The organism is Halorussus aquaticus (assembly GCF_024218795.1).
GTDB classification, from domain to species: domain Archaea; phylum Halobacteriota; class Halobacteria; order Halobacteriales; family Haladaptataceae; genus Halorussus; species Halorussus aquaticus.
The window spans coordinates 927,254-945,913 of the sequence record NZ_CP100400.1 but is presented as its reverse complement, the minus strand read 5'-3'; the positions used below and the strand labels follow the sequence as shown (position 1 = coordinate 945,913).

The window sequence follows — 18,660 nt, the reverse complement described above, 5'->3', positions numbered from 1 at the left end:
GCAAATATATGTAGATTGAGTAACCAAAAGAACACATGGCCCTCCAACAATCGTTGCCGTCGTTCCCCGCCCTCGCAGTCGCACTCCTCGTCGTGTTCAGCGGCTGCGCCGGGATGCAGTTCGGTGAGACGGACATGTCGGCCGACGAAATCGGAGAGAAAGTCGAACAGAAGTACGAGAACATCGGTACTTTCACCGGAACGGTCACCACGAAGATCGTGACCGGCAACGAGACGCGGACGACCAAGGCGAACGTCTGGATCAACCAGTCGGCTAGCGAGATGCGGTACGAGTACGTCGCGCCCGAGTCACAGAACGGGACGATTCTCGTCAAGAACGAATCCGCGATGTGGACGTACAACGAGACGACGAACACCGTTCGCAAGACGAACATCTCGAGTCTCGGTACGCAGGGGATGTCCCAGAACTACCAGCAACTCGTGGAGACCGTCCTCGAGAACTACAACGTCTCGTATCGCGGGACGGAGACCGTCGGAAATCGGAGTACGTACGTCCTCTCGCTGGTCCCGAAGAGCGGGAGTTCGCTCGCGAACATCACTCAGAACTACACGTTGTGGATCGACAAGGATAGTTGGTTCCCCGTCAAGCGCCACATGGTCTCGTCGTTCGGCAATCAGACCTACGAGACGACCACGACGTACTCCAACCTGACGCTCGACGCGAACGTCTCGGACGACACGTTCGAGTTCCGGCCGCCGGAGGACGCCGAAGTCGTCGAGACCGAGATGCCGGACACCCAGAAGTACGACACCGTCGATGTAGCGGAGACCGACGTCTCGTTCGACGTCACCGAACCCCGAGAGGTCCCCGAGGATTACGAACTCGGTAACGTCACCGTCACGGCCGCGAACAATTACACCGTAGTGTCGTTGTCGTACCAGAACGACACGGACCACCTGTACGTGCGGCAGTCGAACCGGACCGACGCGTCGCGTGCAACGAACGACGACGCGGAAAACGTCACCATCGACGGGCGGGAAGGGACGTACGCAGAGTACAGTTCGACCGGCATCGTCCGGTGGACGTGCGGCGACGAATCGTACAGCGTCTCGGGGTCGCTCCCGAAGTCGGAACTGCTCGCGGTCGCCGAGTCTATCGACTGCACGTAGTCGCCGGTAGATGCGTTTCTGACGGGTGGAAATCCCGATTCAGTCGCTCGGACCGCGTCTGGCGGTTGCCGGAACGTCCGGAAGAGAAGAGACGGAGAAGTCGGTCCCTCGGAGGAACTGTGTATTGCTGGCGACGATGACTCACCTCGTCGACAGCAGTATCGCGCCGACCGCTTGCGAGAGGAGAACGCCGAAAGGTGCCAGTTCCCGGGCGGCCAGTGAGTTGGCGAACACGTTGTAACCTCTTTCCTATTTTCCGATAGCTCTCGCGACACAGTTCGACGAGGGAACCACGTCGAGTGAATCGTTCCGCACGAGGACCACGTCCGCTGACTGAACCGCCACGTCCGTCCTACCCCGATAAGTATAAGTCAATCTTCGCGCGCGAGCGCGTGCGAGTAGTTCAATGATTATCGCCGGTTCCGTCGTCGGTCGGGGGTAGCCGTCCACGGCGTTCCGTCGTAGCACGGCACGGAAAGTGAGGACGTGTTGGACCACCCGTGGGTTCTCGGTCCCGACGTCCGTCGCGGCAGTCTCGAACGGGTCAGTAATCTCCGAGGACGCCGAGTCGTCGGGCGCGGCGCGTGGCGTACTCGAAGACTGCGTACCCGAGCAGTACGTAGCCGACTGCGGTTCCGACGAGAATCGCCACGTCGCCGGGCGGGAACTCCCAGAGGCGGGTCCCATCGACCATCGCGCGCTGGAGCAGCGAACTGCCGAGCGCCAGCGGGAGGAACTTCGTCCAACCGACTTCGAAGGCCGGGGCGGAGATGAGTATCACGAACCCGAACTGGAGGAGGTTGAGCCAGTTGCCGATGCGCTTGTAGAGGACCGTGACGCCCCCGGCCGCGAACCCGAGTCCCAGCACCGAGGCGACACTGAGGACGGCGACGGGGACCACGGTCAGCACGTCGATTCGGAGGGTCGTTCGGGTCACCAGCAGCATTACGGCGAGGATGACCGACGACGTGACGAACGTCCGGAGCAGTTTCGCGACCCCCTTGACGAAGGCGACGGGCGCGAACCCGAACGGCGTCATGACGTGGCGTTCGAGCGTGCCCCACTGGACCTCCGCGCCGATGTCGTTGGAGATAGCCGAGTAGGCACCCACCGAGAGCGTCCACAGGAAGTAGCCGACGATGATTCCCTCGATGGAGTCGGTCAGCGCCCGTCCGGCTATCATCCGACCGCCGTAGAACAGCAGTCCGAAGAAGAACAGCGAGACCACGATGCCCCCGACCGCGTTGGCGGGGTAGCGAACGAAGACGAGATACTCCCGGTAGAGGACCGCGCGGGCGAGTTGAAGGTACCCTGCCCGCCGCGGCGCGTCCTCGGACCCGTGAGACGCGTCGGCGGAGTTCCAGTCGGTCATCGTTCCTCACCGCCCGTCATCTCCACGAAGACGTCTTCCAAGCTCGCCTCGACCGTGTCGACCGCATCGAGTGTCACGTCGCGGCGGCGGAGAGACGCCGCCAGCGCGTAGAACCCGTCGCTGTCGGTCGCCACCTCGACGCGCGTCCGGTCGTCGAACCGTTCGACGTCTGTGACTTCGAATCGCTCGCCGATTTCGGCCAACAGTGACTCGTCGAAGTCCGGACTGGTGATTCGGTACCCTCGCGTGTCGAAGTTGCGGAGGAGATTCTCGACGGTGTCGTCGGCGACGACTCGCCCGTCGTTCATGATGACCACCCGGTCGCAGATGTCCTCGATGACGTCCATGTCGTGACTGCTCACGACCACGGTCAGGTTGCGCCGCTCGACGATTCGACGGAGTTCCCGTCGCAGCGTCAGCGAACTCTCGACGTCGAGACCGAGGGTGGGTTCGTCGAGAAAGACCACGTCCGCCTCGCTCGCCAAGACGCTGGCCAGCGACACCTTCTGTTTCATCCCTCGTGAGAGACTCCGCACGGGTTCGTCGGCTTTCGACGCGAGGTCGAGTTTCTCGAGCAGTTGGTCGTGACGGTCGGCTATCGAGTCGGGGTCGACGCCACTGATGGTGGCGAAGTACCGGAGGTTCTCCCGGACGGTCAACCGCCAGTAGTCGTTGCGGGCACCCTCGAGCATCGCATCGATGTGGGCGTAGGCCGCGCGCGGATTCGCGGCGACGTCGATACCGTGAATCCGGACGGCCCCCTCGTCCGGCAGCACCATCCCCAGAATCGACTTGATGGTGGTCGTCTTCCCCGCGCCGTTCGGTCCCAGCAGGCCGACGACCGACCCCGGTTCGACCGCGAACGAGACGTCCTCGACCGCCGTGACCGCGTCCGCACCGCTTCCGAACTGCTTGCGGAGTCCCTCGACGGCGAGTGCGGCCGACGAGTCGTCGCTGGCCGCGACGCGGGGCGTCTCGACGGCCCGCTCTTGGTCCACTCGGTTCGTCTGGAGAGTCATTACGAGTGGTAGGGGCCTGAAGAGTAAAAGCGCAGTTACCTCCGCAGTCGAAGCGTCGAGTCGGTCGAAGACGAGCCAGTCCGAGAATTCGGACCGGTTTTTCACCTGTGTTCGAACACGAGAGAGTCCTACGGGAGACTAGCAGCATCCGGTTTCAGAATCCGGGAGTAAAGAGTGATTAACCGTCCATAGCAGGACTAGAAACCTTTATTCGTTCAAAACCCTTGTTCCTGTACGATGAATCACAGACCAGCAGCGACTCAACTTCAGCCTCTCCTTCCGCTGCTCGCAGGTCTCTTAGGGCTCTCGTCTCTGGTGTTCTTTCCGCTGAGTGCCGGTTCTCTACTCGCCGACTTGCCAGAGGTAATCGTTCCACTCGGGGTCTCGCTCGGTATCGCTCTGTACTCCGTTCAGTTGCTACGGGCCGAGGACGACGTCGACCGAGTCCAGCGGATAGCTATGTACGGGTGGACCGGAGCTATCGTTGCGTCCGTCGGCATCTGGCTTCTCAGTCAGCAACTCCTGCGTGAATTAGCGGTCACTCTCTTGTTCGACGAGGCGCTCACTGTCGTGAGCGTCGGCAGCGGTATCGGTATCTTTCTCGGTACTCACGTCGTACACGACCGCCGACCGATAGACCAGACCGACCGAGACCGAGTCGTCGCAGAGACCGTCTGGACCGACGAACCGGGACCGAACCCGATTCTTACGGCAGTCACCTCACAGATCGCTGAACTCGAAGGGGTCGATGCACTCGAACTGGAACCCCTCCACAGACGTGTCGATCCAGACGCGTTTACCGAACTCCAGACCCAAGGCGACTCCCCGTGGCAACTCCTCTTCTACACCGACAACTACGAGATTCGAGTGAGTAGTCAAGGCACCGTGACGATATACGACACCAACAGGCCACGTCAACGAGACGAGAGTACCGTCTCACGAAATCCGCAATGGTAACGAACCCAGTCCGGCGCGAGATTCTGGCGATTCTCGCTCGCGAGGAGACGATGACCCGGACTGAACTCGCAGCGGTGCTCGCTTCCGACGACAATATCCCCGGACAGGACGCTCGCTCCTTCGAGATAAGTCTTCACCACAACCACCTCCCCAAACTCGAGGACGGACAGTACATCGAATACGATGCTCGAACCGAGGACATCGTCCTCTGGAAGGACCCACAGCAGATACGGTCTCAACTCCACGACTAGTAGTCCAACCTTCGAAGATACTCCTATCCGCGTGGGAGAGTAATAGACGGTTCGTCACTGTAAGCGGTAGCGGACGCAAAATGTCGCCCGGAACACTAACCTCCAGCGTCATTCCGTGGCGGCGTGCCGAGTCTGCTGGCAAACCCTCGTGCCGGGCGGGCGCTGTCACCAGCGCCGAGTTTCGAGCCGGTGAAACCGGCGAACGAGTGCCGTGCGGTGGCACCAGACACTGTCTGTCGCGTACCCGGGTTCTCCGCGCTGTCATCGCTCCCGTGTGGGACTGCTCGGGCGGGGACTTGAGGTACGCACTCGTCGATAGGCGCTCGTGGGGATTAAGGGTTTCCGACGGCGGTCGGCCGACAGTTTGTGCATTGGGTGCACGTAACGTAGTATTTCGGTCGTTTTGCGCAGGTTTCTCGGTGTAAAGTGAAGACTAGTCTACAGTACGAACCACTCCCTAATCGTTTAGGTACCGTGCTTTTTGTCCCGGAGTATCCAGTAGACACTGTATGATGAACACGGACGCTCCGGACGTGACCGACAGCCACGTCGGAGGGGGCCGGGGTATCTCCCCGACGCTCGACGCCACGCTCGACCTGCTCTCGAACCGCCGCCGCCGGTACGTGCTGTACTACCTCCGAGAACAGGGTCACTCGGTAACGCTCGAAGAACTGGCCGAACAGGTCGCCTCGTGGGAGCGCGACATCGGCGACTCCCCGGACGAAGAACGCGTCCTCGCGGACCTCTACCACAGCCAGCTCCCCCGTCTGGCGGACGCCGACGCGGTCACCTTCGACGCCGAGGACGGGTACGTATCGCTCGACGACGACGACGCGCCGCTCGTGGAGTACCTCGATCTCGCCGCCCGCGAGGAGAACGTCGTCTAAATACGTACGAATCGTCGCTGTCGTCCTCTATCCGGAACTCGGCGCTGCCGAGGCGTTCCGTGCGAACCGCGACACTCCGTACTGACCTTCGGCCCTCCGCTGGACCGCTTCGGGGATGGGGGCACTTCGGACGGGAGATTCGTTCGCGGAAACGCAACTTCTTCGAGAACAGAACTGATTCGAGAGCGAGCGACGTTTTCGCGGACGAGACTCAGTGGGACCGCTACAGGGGAGTCACTTCGCCGACGCTATCGGTGATGTCCTCGTCGGCACGCCAGAGGTAGAGGCTGGCGTAACTCCGGTAAGGCGCCCACCGTTCGGCGGCCTCGACCATCTCGGTTCGGGTCATCTCGGCGTCGAACAGCGCCTCCATTCCCTTTCGGATACCGAGGTCGCCGACGGGAAACACGTCCGGGCGGCCGAGCGAGAACATGAGTTGCATGTTCGCGGTCCACGCCCCGACGCCCTTGATGGACGTGAGTTCGGCCAGAACTTCCTCGTCGGTCGTGTCGGCGAAGTACGCCTGCGAGTACCCCTCCTCGACGAACGCCTCGGCGATGTTTCGGACGTACTCGGTCTTCTGGCGCGAGAGTCCGACGTCGCGGAGCGTCTGGGGGTCGGCGGCGAGGATTCCCTCGGGCGTCACCGCCACCGCCTCGAAGAGGCGCTCGCGCGTCGCCGCGGCCGAGGCCATCGACACCTGCTGGCGCAGGACGGAGGTCACGAATCGCTGAAAGAAGTCGTCCGCGGGTTCGATGGTCAGCGGGCCGTACTCGGCGACCAGCGGTCCGAGGAGCTCGTCTTCCCGAAGTGCGGTGATAGCTTCGTCGGTCATTCGACAGGGCGTAGGGACTGGAGATAGATTAGCGTGTGGCTCGTGCATCACTACTCGATTCGGCGCTCGGCGACGAGAGGCGTAGAATCACTCGGCGCGACCCCGTAACGTCACTCGGCGCCGACACCGTAGAACGAGTCACCGACGCGCGGAAACAGCGCCGCCGAGAGTGCGCCGACGACGAGAGCGAACCCGGCGGCCGCGAGCGGTGACCACCGTCCGGCGAGCGCGCGCCCGCCGTAGGCCGCCAGCGCCAGCGTCGCGTTGTAGTAGACGAGTCGGAGCGCGACCAGCCGCGGCGTCATCGCCACCCAGCCGAGCGCGTCGGTTGCCAACGGGGAGACCCAGCCGCCGCGAATCAGCGCCCCGCCGCCGACCATCGTCAGCCACGCCACCAGTCCGAACGCCTTGAGACCGAACCACTCGGAGGCGTCGGCCATCAGCAGGACGGACAGCATCGGGAGTCCCAGCGCCGATACGTCGCCGAACGTGTACGCGACGTCGTCGAGGAACACCCCCACGCCGTCCTTCTCGTCCACACTTCCTTCACCCCATCCCGACCACGACTGTCGCCGTCGAGTCGTCGCGGCGCGGGTCTGTCTGGCGGGCCGGTCGGCCATGACTGTCGGTTCGACGACGGCTACCGTCAAAAGTGTGCGGTCGCGCTATCGCGGGTCGCGGACTCCCGAGGCCGCCGACTCACTCCTCCTCTTCTTCGGTCTCCTCTTCGGCGTCAACGCGCTTCTGGACGTTGACTTGGTAATGTTTCAGGATGTCGCGGCCGAGCAGGACCGGGTAGTCCATGTGGCCGCGGTCCTCGATGCTGGCGGTGACCGTGTGGCGGTTCCCGCCGACGCCCACCACCACGTCCACGACGGGCCGGGACCGACTCGACTTGCTGCTGCCCGACTTGACCTTGGCGATGCTCTTGATGGGACCGGCACCGATTTCGGCGGCGAGTCTGGTGTCGATGCTGGTCCGAGTCGCGCCCGTGTCGGACTTGGCTATCACGGTTTCGGACCCGCTGGTACCGCTCAGGATGACCTCCTCGGTGTAACCGATGACGATGGGTTCGCCGGAGGGCGTGTCCTTGGGTCGGGGTTTGCAGGCGGGAACCGAGTCGTCCAGCGAGGCAGTCAGGTTCTCCACCGTCGCCTCGTCGGCGGTGCCGCCAGCTTGTTCGATGGCCAACTGGGCGATGTACGGCGCGGCGCTTCGACCGGTCGCCTTGAACAGTCCCTTGAACCCCGCGGTCGGATTGACTTCGAGGACGTACCAGCCGTCGTGGCCCTCGATGAGGTCCACGCCCGCGCAGTCGAGTCCGATGGTGCTGGCGGCGTCCCGCGCGATGTTCGCCGCCTCCCGCGGGAGTTCGTCGGTGGCGTCCTCCACGGCACCGCCGAGCGCGACGTTCGTCCGCCAGTCGTTCTCGGGCGCGTATCGGTTCATCGCGCCGACGATGCGGTCGCCGACCACGTACACCCGGAGGTCGCGGTGTTCGCCCTCGTCGCGTTCGATGAGTTCCTGGAGGAACGCCTGCCGGTCGCCGACTCGCGGGTTGACGAGTTCGTCCGGCCCGACCTTCCACGTCCCGCCGCCGTGAGTGCCGATGGCGGTCTTGTACACCGCTTCCTCGCCGAAGTCGCTCCGGCCGTCGTTGAGGCGGTCGTTCGAGAGCGCGAGCAGCGCGTCGGGCACCGGAAGTCCGTCGTCGGCGAGCGTGGTCGCGGCCGAGAACTTGTGGATGGCCGTCATGACAGAACTCGGGTCGTTGAGGACCGGCAGTACCGAGTCGTAGATTTTAGCGAGACCGAGCGCTTCGGACGGCTGTTCGGTGTTCGAGAGCAGGAGGCGGTTCACGACGATGTCCACGTCGGGTTCGAGGCGGACGTCCCCGTCCTGTAGCTGAACCGCCGTGTTCTCCTCTCTGAGCCACGAGGGTTCGTGCCCGAGGTCCGCTATCGCGTTCAGAATCGCCTTGGTTTCTTTGCTGTTGTGAAGACTGAGTACACCGACCCGCACACTCGACCCGTCTGCAGTCATTGGTAGTTACTAGTTGCACGGCATCGGTTAAAAAGGGAGACATCGAACGGTCGCCGAGAATCCAGAGACACCGTCTGCCGCGTCTTTATATAGGGCCGGGTCTGAATGGGTGGTATGACCGGTTCGGAGGAGGACCCGGACGCGTTTACGTACAGCGACGGCATCGTCGAACCGGGACAGACCGAGAACATTCGGTACGGTATCAGCGAGACGTATCTCGGCGACCCGGTTCGCATCCCCGTCACTATCGTCAACGGGACCGAACCCGGACCGACGGTGTTCCTCACGGCGGCGGCCCACGGCGACGAACTCAACGGTATCGAAGTCGTTCGAGAGGTCGCCCACGAGTGGAACCACGAGAACCTCCGTGGGACGCTCGTCTGTCTGCCCGTGTTGAACGTGCCCGGTTTTCTGGCACAGGAGCGCTATCTGCCCATCTACGACCGGGACCTGAACCGGTCGTTTCCGGGGCGACAGGGCTCGACCAGCGCCAAGCGAATGGCCTACCAGATATTCCACAACTTTCTCGCGCCGTGCGACATCGGACTCGATTTTCACACGTCCACGCGCGGGCGGACGAACATGCTACACGTCCGCGCGGACATGGACAACCCCGACGTCAACCGACTCGCCAAGTCGTTCGGGTCGAACGTCATCATCTCCTCGGAGGGTCCCGCCGGAACGCTCCGCCGGGAGACCAGCGACTACGGTATCCCGACCATCACCATCGAGATGGGCGAAGCCCACCGGTTCCAGCGAGAGTTCATCGACCGCGGTCTCGAAGGCGTCGAGAGCGTCCTCTCGGAGTACGGCGTCCACCGCACCCAGTCGGTGAAGTGGCCGGGATGGCGGACCGTCATCGACGACGCCAAGGAGAAGACGTGGATTCGCGCCGACGCGGGCGGACTGGTGGACATGCACCACGACCGCGGGTCGCTGGTCTACGAGGGCGACACCATCTGCACCATCACCAACCCGTTCAAGACCGACAGCGAACCCGTCGAAGCGCCCTTCACGGGACTGCTGGTCGGCGTGCTTGAGAATCCCGTCGTCTACCCGGGAAATCCGCTGTGTCACATGGTCGAACTGTCCGCCAAGACCAGACGCGCGTTGAAGCGCGAACGCGGCAGAACCGAGACGGTGGAGACGCCGACGCCGCCGCCCGAGAACGCGGGAGGTCGGTGACCCTGACGACGCGGACGCGACGGGACGCACCTCGAAAACCGACGGTACGTGCGGACTTCGAGTTCGGCAGTAGGTAGAAACTTCTATTTGCCCACAGTCCAACCTCCCGAACGGACAAGTATGAGTCAATCGTACAATCGAGGCCTCGTCGAAGACTTCGGCCGGTGGCGGGAGTTCACGGCCGGGATGTGGGCCTGGATATTCCACAAGTTTACCGGATGGGTACTCGTCGGCTACCTGTTCACCCACATCGCCGTGCTGAGTACCGCCACGTCCGGTGCGAGCGCGTACACGGACACGATTCAGGGGCTCGAGAGCCTGCTCCTCGTCCGCGTCATGGAGGTCGGCCTACTGGCGGTCGCCGTCTTCCACATTCTGAACGGCGTCCGCCTGCTGTTCGTGGACCTCGGACTCGGACTCGAATCGCAGGACAAGAGCTTCTACGCATCGTTGATAGTTACGGGTGTCATCGTGTTGGCTAGCATCCCGTCGTTCCTCGAGGGGGCGTTCTGAGATGGCCGAACGCTACTCCTCGTTCCGGAGCGGGAGCCTCTCGTGGCTCCTCCAGCGCGTGACGGCGGCGTTCCTCGTCGTGGTGCTGGCGTTCCACTTCTTCCTCCTCCACTTCGTCCACCACGCCTCCGAGGTGACGTTCGCCGGGACGACCGCCCGGATGGAGCAGTGGGGCTACCTCGCCACGATGATACTCTTCCTGATAACCGCGACGTTCCACGGCGTCAACGGCGTGTACGCCGCGCTGCTGAATCAGGGCCTGACGGGCACCAAGAAGACCGCCGTGAAAGGCGTCCTCGCTATCGCTGGCCTCGCGCTGGCGGCACAGGGCGTCTACCTCGCGTTCGTCATGTCGGGAGTGATGTAAAATGAGTACGCAAGTACCAGAAGAAGAAGAGAGAACCGAGAGCATAGAACACGAGGCCGAAACCTCGGTCGAACAGGAGGGCGCGTCGAAGGGCGACCAGCGACGGGCCGACCGCGACGCCAAGCGCCAGCAGTCGGTGTCGGGCGCGCCCGCCGAGATCGAGGGCGAGAGCTTCCGACTGAAGGTGTTCCGGTACGACCCCGAAGTCGAGGGCAAGATGGAACCGCGGTTCGACGACTTCGCCGTCCCGCGCGAGAAGGGGATGACGGTCCTCGACGCGCTCATCTACGCCCGCGACCGCTACGACACCACGCTGACGTTCCGCCACTCGTGCCGACAGGCGGTCTGCGGGTCGGACGCGCTGTTCATCAACGGCCGACAGCGACTCGGCTGTCAGACCCAGATTTCGGACCTCGAAGAGCCGGTTCGGGTCGAACCGCTCCCGCATCAGGACGTGGTGAAGGACCTCGTCGTGGACATGGAACACTTCTACGACCAGATGCACGCGGTCGAGCCGTTCTTCCAACCCGACGAGGAGTCCGAGGGCGACCTCGAAGAGTACAGACAGACCCGCGAGAACCGCGAGAAGATCAAGATGTCCACGCGGTGCATCTGGTGCGGTGCCTGCATGTCCTCGTGTAACATCGCGGCCGGGGACAACCAGTACCTCGGTCCGGCGGCCATCAACAAGGCCTACCGGTTCGCCATGGACGAGCGCGAAGGCGAGAACATGAAGGAACACCGGATGAACGTGATGGACCAGGAACACGGCGTCTGGCGGTGCCAGACCCAGTTCTCCTGTACGAACGTCTGTCCGAAGGACATCCCGCTGACCGAACACATTCAGGAACTCAAGCGGGAAGCGGTCAAGCAGAACCTCAAGTTCTGGTAACAACGCACGAATTTCACAACTATGCACGAACACGACGTTCTGGTAATCGGCGGCGGCGGTGCCGGACTCCGAGCGGCCATCGCGGCCCACGAGGAGGGTGCCGACGTGGCAATCGTCACGAAGCTCCACCCGGTTCGGAGCCACACCGGCGCTGCCGAAGGCGGTATCAACGCGGCGCTCCGCGAGGGCGACGACTGGGAACTCCACGCCTACGACACGATGAAGGGGTCGGACTACCTCGGCGACGCCCCCGCAATCGAGACCCTCGCGCAGGACAGCCCCGAGGAGACCATCCAACTCGAAAACTGGGGGATGCCGTTCTCCCGCGAGGACGACGGCCGGGTCTCCCAGCGACCGTTCGGCGGACTCTCGTTCGCCCGGACGACCTACGCCGGGGCCGAGACCGGCCACCACATGCTCCACACGATGTACGAGCAGGTGGTCAAGCGAGGGATTCAGGTGTACGACGAGTGGTACGTCTCGAACCTCGCGGTCACGGACCACGACGACCCCGAGGACCGGGAGTGCCACGGCGTCGTCGCCTACGACATCAAGACCGGGCAGGTCGAGGGCTTCAAGGCCCGAAACGGCGTCATCCTCGCCACGGGCGGCACCGGACAGGTGTACGACCACACCACCAACGCGGTCGCCAACACCGGCGACGGTGCCGCGATGGCCTACCGCGCTGGCGTCCCGCTCGAAGACATGGAGTTCGTCCAGTTCCACCCGACCACGCTCCCCTCGACGGGGGTCCTCATCTCCGAGGGCGTGCGCGGTGAGGGCGGCATCCTCTATAACAGCGAGGGCGAGCGCTTCATGTTCGAGCACGGCTACGCGAACAACGACGGCGAACTGGCCTCCCGCGACGTGGTGTCGCGCGCGGAACTCACGGAGGTCAACGAGGGCCGCGGCGTCGAGGACGAGTACGTCTACCTCGACATGCGCCACCTCGGCGAGGAGCGCATCACCGACCGACTGGAGAACATCCTCCACCTCGCGCGCGACTTCGAGGGCGTGAACGGTCTCGAAGAGCCGATGCCGGTCAAGCCCGGCCAGCACTACGAGATGGGCGGCATCGAGACCGACGAGAACGGCGAGACCCTCATCGACGGTCTCTACGCCGCGGGCGAGTGCGCCTGCGTCTCGGTCCACGGGTCGAACCGACTCGGCGGCAACGCCCTGCCGGAACTCATCGTCTTCGGCGCACGCGCCGGGCGTCACGCCGCGGGCGGGGACCTCGGCGAGGCCGAGATTACCAAGGGCAAGACGGACGAAATCGAAGAGGAGGACGGTCTCGAAACGCCCGTCGAACCCGGTGCGGTCGAAACCGGCGACGACGTGGCCGCAGACGGCGACGAAGATGCCGTGGCGGACGGAGGGGCCGCGGTCGTCGAACCCGAGGAGACGGTCCGACGCACCATCGAACGCGAGCGCACCCGTATCGAGCGACTCATGGAGAAGGACGACGGCATCCAGCACGCCGAACTCCGCGAAGAACTCCAGCAGTCGATGACGGCGAACGTCAACGTCTTCCGGAACGAGGAGAACCTGAAGGACGCGCTGGAGGACATCCGGGAGGTCCGCGAGGCGTATCAGGACGTGTACGTCAACGACCCGTCGCGGACGTTCAACACCGACCTCATCCACACCATCGAGACCCGCAACCTCATCGACCTCGCGGAAGCCATCACCCTCGGCGCGCTGGCGCGCGACGAGTTCCGCGGCGCACACTGGCGACAGGAACATCAGGAGCGCAAGGACGACGAGTGGCTCAAGCACACGATGCTCTCGTGGAACGACGGGTCGCCCGAACTCTGGTACAAGCCGGTCATCCTCGAAGGACAGGACAAGACCTACGAGCCGAAAGAGCGGTCCTACTGACCGACGCGACCGTTTCCGCGAGACCTGCGTTCGGGCTCACCCGTTCGCTCGTTTCTGCAGTCACTCCGCGACTCGTTGTAGCGAACGCGAACGTCGTCTCGGAGGGAGCGACAGCGACGACGCTCGGTGCCGATGTCTCCGTTAGTGGCACAGCCCTCTCGGGGTAGTCGGACTGGCGGTCCCGCAGTGTGCGCACACTGTCGTCGCCCGGAACCGCACGAGGCGTCCGGTCCGAGTTCGTCTCGGCTTCGTACTTGAACCCTCGGCCGAACCGTGGACGGCCCCACAGCGTTACGCGGAGAGAACAGAGTCGTCTATCCGGCGAGTCCGAGCATCGAGAGGAGGTCCACGCCCGCGTCGAAGTATTCGACCGTCTTGTAGCCGACGTAGATCCCGACGATACCGACGACGCCGGGGAGTTCCGGCGGCGCGGGCATCGGAATCCCGAGGAAGGTGAACAGCGCGCCCGTGACGAACCCCGTCAGGAGTGCGAGGAGGGTGAGTGTGACGTTCATGTCCTCGGCGTTGGCGCTGGAACTCAAAAGCAGTTTCTGGTTGCGGGTGTCGGGAACAGGCTCGGAAGCCACACCCGCTCGTCCGTCTCACGGAGCGCAGAGCAGTGACTCGGAGCAGTCGCGATACGGAGAACTGCGTGGAAGGGCGGAAAAGCGGGTCGTTACCTCAGCGCCACTGCGAAAGGGTGTTCGACTCGTCGAACGGCATCGCCAGATACGCTTCGTCGTTCGAGATGTCGGCGATGACGGTCGTGCGTTCTTCGTCGCTGTCGTCCACAGCGAACATGACTTCTCCCTCTTCGAACGATTCGTCGAGGTCTGACGTGGGGATTGTCCAACTCAGGGTAGATCACCGTCGTTCGTTTCGACGTACCCGGTTGTAGCCGCGGTAGGTTCTTTAGTATACACCACCCTCCCGTTCGTAACGGGAGGTTACGGGCGTCTTACTGCCGCCAAAACGATTGAAACGGAGCGATACGCCCGGCGTTCAGCCCCGCAGTCTGCCCGCGAGGAGCGCCGCGCCGAGCAAGGCGACCAGCGACACACCCGGACCGAACCCGGGGACGCCACCGCTGGTGTCCGACCCGGCGTCGGTCGTCGCTCCACCGGCGTCCTGCGCGTTCACTTCGACTTGGACCTCCTCGGTCACCGTGGCACCGTACTCGTCCTCGACGACCACCGTGACCGTCTTGGTACCCGCCGACCCGAAACTGTGTTCGACCGACTCGCCCGTCACCGTCGCGCCGCCGAACTGCCACGTCACCGTCACGTCGCCGACGTCGTCGCTCACGTTAGCCGAGAAACTGCTCGCCTTGCCGACCGTCGCGGCGTCCGGCGTCCGGACGCTGACCGTCGGCCGGTCGTTGACCACGAGCGTCGCCGTCGCGGTGTCGCGGAGTCCGTTCTCGTCGGTGACCGTCAGGTTCACCGTGCGCTCGCCCGGACGCTCGAAGCTGACGGTCGCCGTCTTCCCGGTGGCCGACCGCTCGCCGACGGACCACTCGTAGCGCGTCAGCGTGGCGTTCTCGGCCATCGACCCGCTCGCGGACAGTTCGACGGTGTCGCCCGCCATCACCGCGTCCTCGGCGTCGATGCTCGCGCTCGGGGCGGGCACGGACGTCACCGCCAGCGTTCTCGCGCCCTCGGTCTCGGCCGAGAGAATCGCCGTGCCGTTCGCCTCCGAGACCACCGTCGTCCGTCGCAGCGACCAGCCGTCGGCAGTGCGCTGGGCCACGCGGACGTCCGAGAGGTCGGTCTCGACGGCGCTCTTCTGGACCGCGAACTCGACGGTGGCCGACCCGTCGGTCACCGCCTCGGACCCGTTCATCGACACCGCGTAGAGGGGGTCGCCGGGCGGCGAGAGCGCGGAGAGGTCGGTGCGCTCGGCGACCGCGAGGACTCCCGAGACGTTCGAGTCCGCGAGCGTGACGGCCTGCACCGGCGAGTCCTCGAACCTCACGGTGGTCCCGGACTCGTTGGCGTCGTCGTCCTCGACGGCCGCGACCGCGGGGCCGCCGACCCGGACGACCCACCCGTCGCGGTTGTCGCCGTAGCTCGTGGACTCGCCGACGGCGAGGTAACCCCCGCCGTGGCCCTCCACGACCGGCCAGAACTTGTCCCAGTAGTTCTGGCCGTACGTCCGCTGCCAGTCGAGTTTCCCCGCGGAATCGGTCTTCAGGACCCAGCCGTCAGCCCCCGAGTCCCCGAGGACGTGCTTCGTCCCGGAGACGGCGTACCCGCCGTCGGGGTCGTCGTGGATACCGAAGAAGGCGTCGGACTTGGCGGTGCCGTAGGTCCGCTGCCACTGGGTCTGGCCGTCGCCTCGAATCTTGAGCAGCCAGCCGTCTTCCCCGCCGGCGCCGCGACTGGCGGTCCGACCGGCCAGCACGAACCCGCCGTCGGACGCAGCGGTCGCGTCGTGGACCCGGTCGAACTCGCCGCCGCCGTAGGTCCGTTGCCAATCGAGTTCTCCCCCGCTATCGGTGCGCAACACCCACGCGTCGCCGGGGTCCACGCTGCTGCCCTCGGTGGTTCCGGTCAGGAGGAGTTCGCCGTTTCCGGTCACGAACACCGAGTTGACGTACTCGTCGGCCCCCGACCGGCGCGTCTCGTAGGTCTCGCTCCAGACCTCGTCCCCGTTCGGAGAGAGTTCCATCAGCCACCCTTCGGCGGACCCGCTGTCGTCCTGCCAGCCGCCGACGTACAACGTCCCGTTCGAGCGCGTGAGCGACCAGAGCGCCGACGGACCGCTGTCGTCGTAGGTCCGCTCCCACTGCTTCTCGCCGTCGGGACCGAGTTTCATCACCCATCCCGTCCACGCCTGTCCGATGCGCTCGGTCTCCATTCCGGCGACGAGGTAGCCGTCTTCGACCTGCACCACGTCGTAGATGCGGTCTGTCCCCGGTCCGCCGTAGGTCCGTTCCCACTTCGTCTGGCCGGTCCGGTCGAGCATCGAGACGTAGCCGTCGTGCTTCCCGTCGGTCGCCGAACTGTTCGACCACCCCACGACCAGATAGCCGCCGTCCGTCTTCAGGCCGGTCGCTAGCTTGTCGTCGTCACCCCCGCCGACCGTCTTCGCCCAGCGCTGAGACGGTCCCGACGAGTTCCCGGCGTCGTCGGGCGTACTCGCGGCCGTTACGGGTCCAGTGACCGGGGCCGCGACGACGAACAGCGCGAGCAGCGTCGCCAGAACAGTTCGGTTCACGTTCGGTACCTCCGTTCGGGAGTCGCGTAGTCGTTCCTGAGCATCGTAGTTCACTGTGGTACGTGTTATTCTGACGTTGAAGCGTTCTCGCCGGACGGAGACCGCCCGAGCGAGGGTTATCGGGGAGGTACCGCCGTTCGAGGCTTTGTTATACGCGAGTTGTCGCCCGCGTAGGCCGCGCCTGAACACTGCGCGCAGCGTTTCGCGAATCGCCGGACGCGGCGCTGCCGACCGGAAGCTCGGCGTGCGGCCCCGAGTAACGTCGCGTTGTACTCCGACAGCCGGGCGATAACAAAGTAGCAATCCGGCGTTGGAAGGGTGTAATGAGCCGTCGAACTCTCCTCGGTCAGTATCGGACGAACGTCGCCGCCTCCCCGGACGACCCATGAGTCACGGAACGACGGACGAGACGCTCGTGGACCGCCTCGCCCGCCCGACGCTCCCGCTCGACCTGCTCGCTATCGTCGGATACGCCGTGGTCGCGGTCGTCCTCCTGTCCCGACCCGGCGTGTACGGGTCGCCGCTGGGGGTCGCGGTCGGTCTCCCGCTGGTGTTGTTCGCACCGGGCTACGCGCTCGTCGCCCTGTTGTTCCCCGGTGCGACGCCCGACGACGCCGCGACCGGTCGGACCCTCGCGGCCGTCCGCCAGCACGGACTGGTCGAGACCGAGCGCGCGGCGCTCGGGTTCGGTCTCAGTCTGGCGGCGCTCCCGATTCTGGGCGTCGCGCTCGCGGTCTCGCCGTGGGGAATCGACCCGGGCACCGTCCTGCTGTCGGTGGCGGCGCTGACGGTCTCTCTCTCCGCCGCGGCCGGGGTGCGCCGCCTCCGGCGTCCGGTCGACCGCCGGTTCGCGCTCCCGATTCGGGCGTGGGCCGACGGCGGTCGTCGGGCCGTCTCCACCGGGTCGCTGGCCGACAGGGCGGTCAACGTCGGTCTCGCGGCCGCCGTCGTCGTCGCCGTCGCCGCCGTCGGCTACGCGGTAGCCGCGCCGGGCGGCGGTCAGGAGTTCACCAGCGTCGCCCTGCTCTCCCAGAACGAGACCGGTGAACTCGTCGCGGACGACTACCCGGAGAACTTCGAGCGCGGCGAGAGCCGACCGCTGGTGGTCGAACTGGCCAACCACGAAGGCGAGCGGACGAGTTACTCGGTCGTGGTCGAACTCCAGCGAGTCAGACAGGCGGCCGACGGCGGCGCGAAGGTGGTCGAGGACCGCAAGCTGGCGACGTTCACGCCGACCATCGGCGCGGGGCAGGAGTGGCGGACCACCCACGAGGTGACGCCGACGATGACCGGCGAGGACCTCCGACTGGCCTACCTCGTCTACGAGGGCGACCCGCCGACGGACCCGACCACCGGGAACGCCTATCGCAACGTCTACGTCTGGGTGAACGTGACCGCGTGACGACTCCCGATGTCCAATCACTAATCCCGATGTCCAATCACTAATCCATGTGGCCGTGGGAACACCTCGCCGTCGGCTACCTCTGCTACTCGCTTCTGGTCCACGCGCTCTACGGTCGCGCGCCGCGGGCGTGGCCGGTCGCGGCGGTAGCGCTCGGTACGCAGTTTCCGGACCTCGTGGACAAGCCGCTGGCGTGGACGTTCGGCGTCCTGCCCTCGGGCCACTCGCTGGCCCACTCGCTGTTCGCGGCGCTGCCGGTCGCGGCGCTCGCGGTCACGGTGGCGGCGGCGCTCGACAGACGGAGCGTCGGCGCGGCGTTCGCGTTCGGCTACCTCAGCCACCTCCCCGCCGACGTCTTCTACCCGCTGCTCGTCGGCGGCGAACCCAACTACGGCTTCCTGCTCTGGCCAGCGATTCCGGCGTCCGGGACCGAGACCGGCGTCGGATTCCTCGCCATGGTCAGGACGCTGTTCGCGCGGTACGTGACCGAACTGGCCAGCGGCGCGATATCGGCGTACGTCGCGGTCGAACTCGGCCTGCTGGCGTCGGTGGTGGCGCTGTGGCTGTACGACGGCACGCCGCCGCTCCGGTCCGTGTGGTCGCGGGTGCGGGTGAGTCGCCCGGCCGAGGAACCCCGATGACCAGCGGCCGACCTCCGTGACTCGACTCCCCCTTGCCCCGCTGTAGCACGCTTACCGCGGTCGAAG

The 18,660-nt window shown here is 65.1% G+C and carries 19 protein-coding genes and 1 pseudogene; 11 read left to right on the top strand and 9 right to left on the bottom strand.

Annotated features, from left to right (window positions below; all coding sequences use genetic code 11):
- The first annotated feature begins 35 nt into the window (after positions 1-35).
- Complete coding sequence (locus tag NGM06_RS04920; RefSeq protein WP_254269205.1) at positions 36-1,130, top strand: outer membrane lipoprotein-sorting protein; 1,095 nt, start codon at positions 36-38, stop codon at positions 1,128-1,130.
- Positions 1,131-1,169: 39 nt separating this feature from the next.
- Here the strand turns inward: NGM06_RS04920 and NGM06_RS24445 are convergent.
- The 3 genes and pseudogenes from NGM06_RS24445 to NGM06_RS04910 form a co-directional block, all read right to left on the bottom strand.
- Positions 1,170-1,481: pseudogene (locus NGM06_RS24445) on the bottom strand (hypothetical protein); the annotation flags it as partial.
- A gap of 193 nt (positions 1,482-1,674) precedes the next feature.
- The gene (locus NGM06_RS04915) at positions 1,675-2,502 is read right to left on the bottom strand and encodes an ABC transporter permease (protein WP_254269204.1); all 828 of its coding nucleotides are present in this window, start codon (positions 2,500-2,502) and stop codon (positions 1,675-1,677) included.
- Entirely contained in the window at positions 2,499-3,521 is a 1,023-nt protein-coding gene (locus tag NGM06_RS04910) for an ABC transporter ATP-binding protein (protein ID WP_254269203.1), read from the bottom strand. Before NGM06_RS04910 ends, NGM06_RS04915 begins: the two co-directional genes overlap by 4 nt.
- A 459-nt stretch (positions 3,522-3,980) precedes the next feature.
- Here NGM06_RS04910 and NGM06_RS04905 point away from each other — a divergent pair, with 459 nt between their 5' ends.
- The 3 genes from NGM06_RS04905 (at position 3,981) to NGM06_RS04895 (ending at position 5,616) form a co-directional block, all read left to right on the top strand.
- Positions 3,981-4,478: a HalOD1 output domain-containing protein gene (locus tag NGM06_RS04905; protein WP_254269202.1), complete on the top strand. Its 498-nt coding sequence runs from the start codon at positions 3,981-3,983 to the stop codon at positions 4,476-4,478.
- The gene (locus tag NGM06_RS04900) at positions 4,472-4,729 is read left to right on the top strand and encodes a DUF7344 domain-containing protein (protein WP_254269201.1); all 258 of its coding nucleotides are present in this window, start codon (positions 4,472-4,474) and stop codon (positions 4,727-4,729) included. Before NGM06_RS04905 ends, NGM06_RS04900 begins: the two co-directional genes overlap by 7 nt.
- A gap of 509 nt (positions 4,730-5,238) precedes the next feature.
- Entirely contained in the window at positions 5,239-5,616 is a 378-nt protein-coding gene (locus tag NGM06_RS04895) for a DUF7344 domain-containing protein (RefSeq protein ID WP_254269200.1), read from the top strand.
- Between the two features lie 223 nt (positions 5,617-5,839).
- On the opposite strand, the gene NGM06_RS04890 is transcribed toward NGM06_RS04895, so the two are convergent.
- The 3 genes from NGM06_RS04890 to NGM06_RS04880 all read right to left on the bottom strand — a co-directional run bounded on the left by NGM06_RS04890 (position 5,840) and on the right by NGM06_RS04880 (position 8,494).
- Positions 5,840-6,451 (bottom strand): DNA-3-methyladenine glycosylase family protein, encoded by a 612-nt coding sequence (locus NGM06_RS04890; RefSeq protein ID WP_254269199.1) that lies wholly within the window; start codon positions 6,449-6,451, stop codon positions 5,840-5,842.
- 110 nt (positions 6,452-6,561) lie between these two features.
- Positions 6,562-7,071 carry a DUF8215 family protein gene (locus NGM06_RS04885; RefSeq protein ID WP_254269198.1) on the bottom strand — a complete coding sequence of 170 codons (510 nt, stop codon included), beginning with the start codon at positions 7,069-7,071 and terminating at the stop codon, positions 6,562-6,564.
- 79 nt (positions 7,072-7,150) lie between these two features.
- Positions 7,151-8,494 (bottom strand): ATP-grasp domain-containing protein, encoded by a 1,344-nt coding sequence (locus NGM06_RS04880; protein ID WP_254269197.1) that lies wholly within the window; start codon positions 8,492-8,494, stop codon positions 7,151-7,153.
- Between the two features lie 114 nt (positions 8,495-8,608).
- Here NGM06_RS04880 and NGM06_RS04875 point away from each other — a divergent pair, with 114 nt between their 5' ends.
- The 5 genes from NGM06_RS04875 to NGM06_RS04855 all read left to right on the top strand — a co-directional run bounded on the left by NGM06_RS04875 (position 8,609) and on the right by NGM06_RS04855 (position 13,332).
- Complete coding sequence (locus NGM06_RS04875; protein WP_254269196.1) at positions 8,609-9,679, top strand: succinylglutamate desuccinylase/aspartoacylase family protein; 1,071 nt, start codon at positions 8,609-8,611, stop codon at positions 9,677-9,679.
- A gap of 120 nt (positions 9,680-9,799) precedes the next feature.
- Entirely contained in the window at positions 9,800-10,192 is a 393-nt protein-coding gene (sdhC, locus tag NGM06_RS04870; RefSeq protein ID WP_163521002.1) for a succinate dehydrogenase, cytochrome b556 subunit, read from the top strand.
- Position 10,193: 1 nt separating this feature from the next.
- Positions 10,194-10,559 (top strand): succinate dehydrogenase/fumarate reductase transmembrane subunit, encoded by a 366-nt coding sequence (locus NGM06_RS04865; protein WP_254269195.1) that lies wholly within the window; start codon positions 10,194-10,196, stop codon positions 10,557-10,559.
- A 1-nt stretch (position 10,560) separates the two neighbouring features.
- Complete coding sequence (locus NGM06_RS04860) at positions 10,561-11,451, top strand: succinate dehydrogenase/fumarate reductase iron-sulfur subunit (RefSeq protein ID WP_254269194.1); 891 nt, start codon at positions 10,561-10,563, stop codon at positions 11,449-11,451.
- Between the two features lie 21 nt (positions 11,452-11,472).
- A complete protein-coding gene (locus tag NGM06_RS04855; protein WP_254269193.1) occupies positions 11,473-13,332 on the top strand; it encodes an FAD-binding protein in 1,860 nt (619 codons plus the stop codon).
- A gap of 314 nt (positions 13,333-13,646) precedes the next feature.
- Here the strand turns inward: NGM06_RS04855 and NGM06_RS04850 are convergent, their stop codons facing one another.
- The 3 genes from NGM06_RS04850 to NGM06_RS04845 form a co-directional block, all read right to left on the bottom strand.
- Positions 13,647-13,847, bottom strand: a complete 201-nt coding sequence (locus NGM06_RS04850; RefSeq protein WP_163521151.1) for a XapX domain-containing protein — start codon at positions 13,845-13,847, stop codon at positions 13,647-13,649.
- A gap of 166 nt (positions 13,848-14,013) precedes the next feature.
- Positions 14,014-14,178 carry a DUF7556 family protein gene (locus NGM06_RS24440; RefSeq protein WP_438267635.1) on the bottom strand — a complete coding sequence of 55 codons (165 nt, stop codon included), beginning with the start codon at positions 14,176-14,178 and terminating at the stop codon, positions 14,014-14,016.
- Between the two features lie 156 nt (positions 14,179-14,334).
- Positions 14,335-16,551, bottom strand: a complete 2,217-nt coding sequence (locus tag NGM06_RS04845) for a PKD domain-containing protein (RefSeq protein WP_254269192.1) — start codon at positions 16,549-16,551, stop codon at positions 14,335-14,337.
- Positions 16,552-16,936: 385 nt separating this feature from the next.
- Here NGM06_RS04845 and NGM06_RS04840 point away from each other — a divergent pair, with 385 nt between their 5' ends.
- Both NGM06_RS04840 and NGM06_RS04835 read left to right on the top strand, forming a co-directional pair.
- Positions 16,937-17,953: a DUF1616 domain-containing protein gene (locus NGM06_RS04840; RefSeq protein WP_254269191.1), complete on the top strand. Its 1,017-nt coding sequence runs from the start codon at positions 16,937-16,939 to the stop codon at positions 17,951-17,953.
- A 47-nt stretch (positions 17,954-18,000) separates the two neighbouring features.
- On the top strand, positions 18,001-18,594 hold the full coding sequence (locus tag NGM06_RS04835; protein WP_254269190.1) for a metal-dependent hydrolase: 594 nt from the start codon (positions 18,001-18,003) through the stop codon (positions 18,592-18,594).
- The last annotated feature ends 66 nt before the right edge of the window (positions 18,595-18,660 follow it).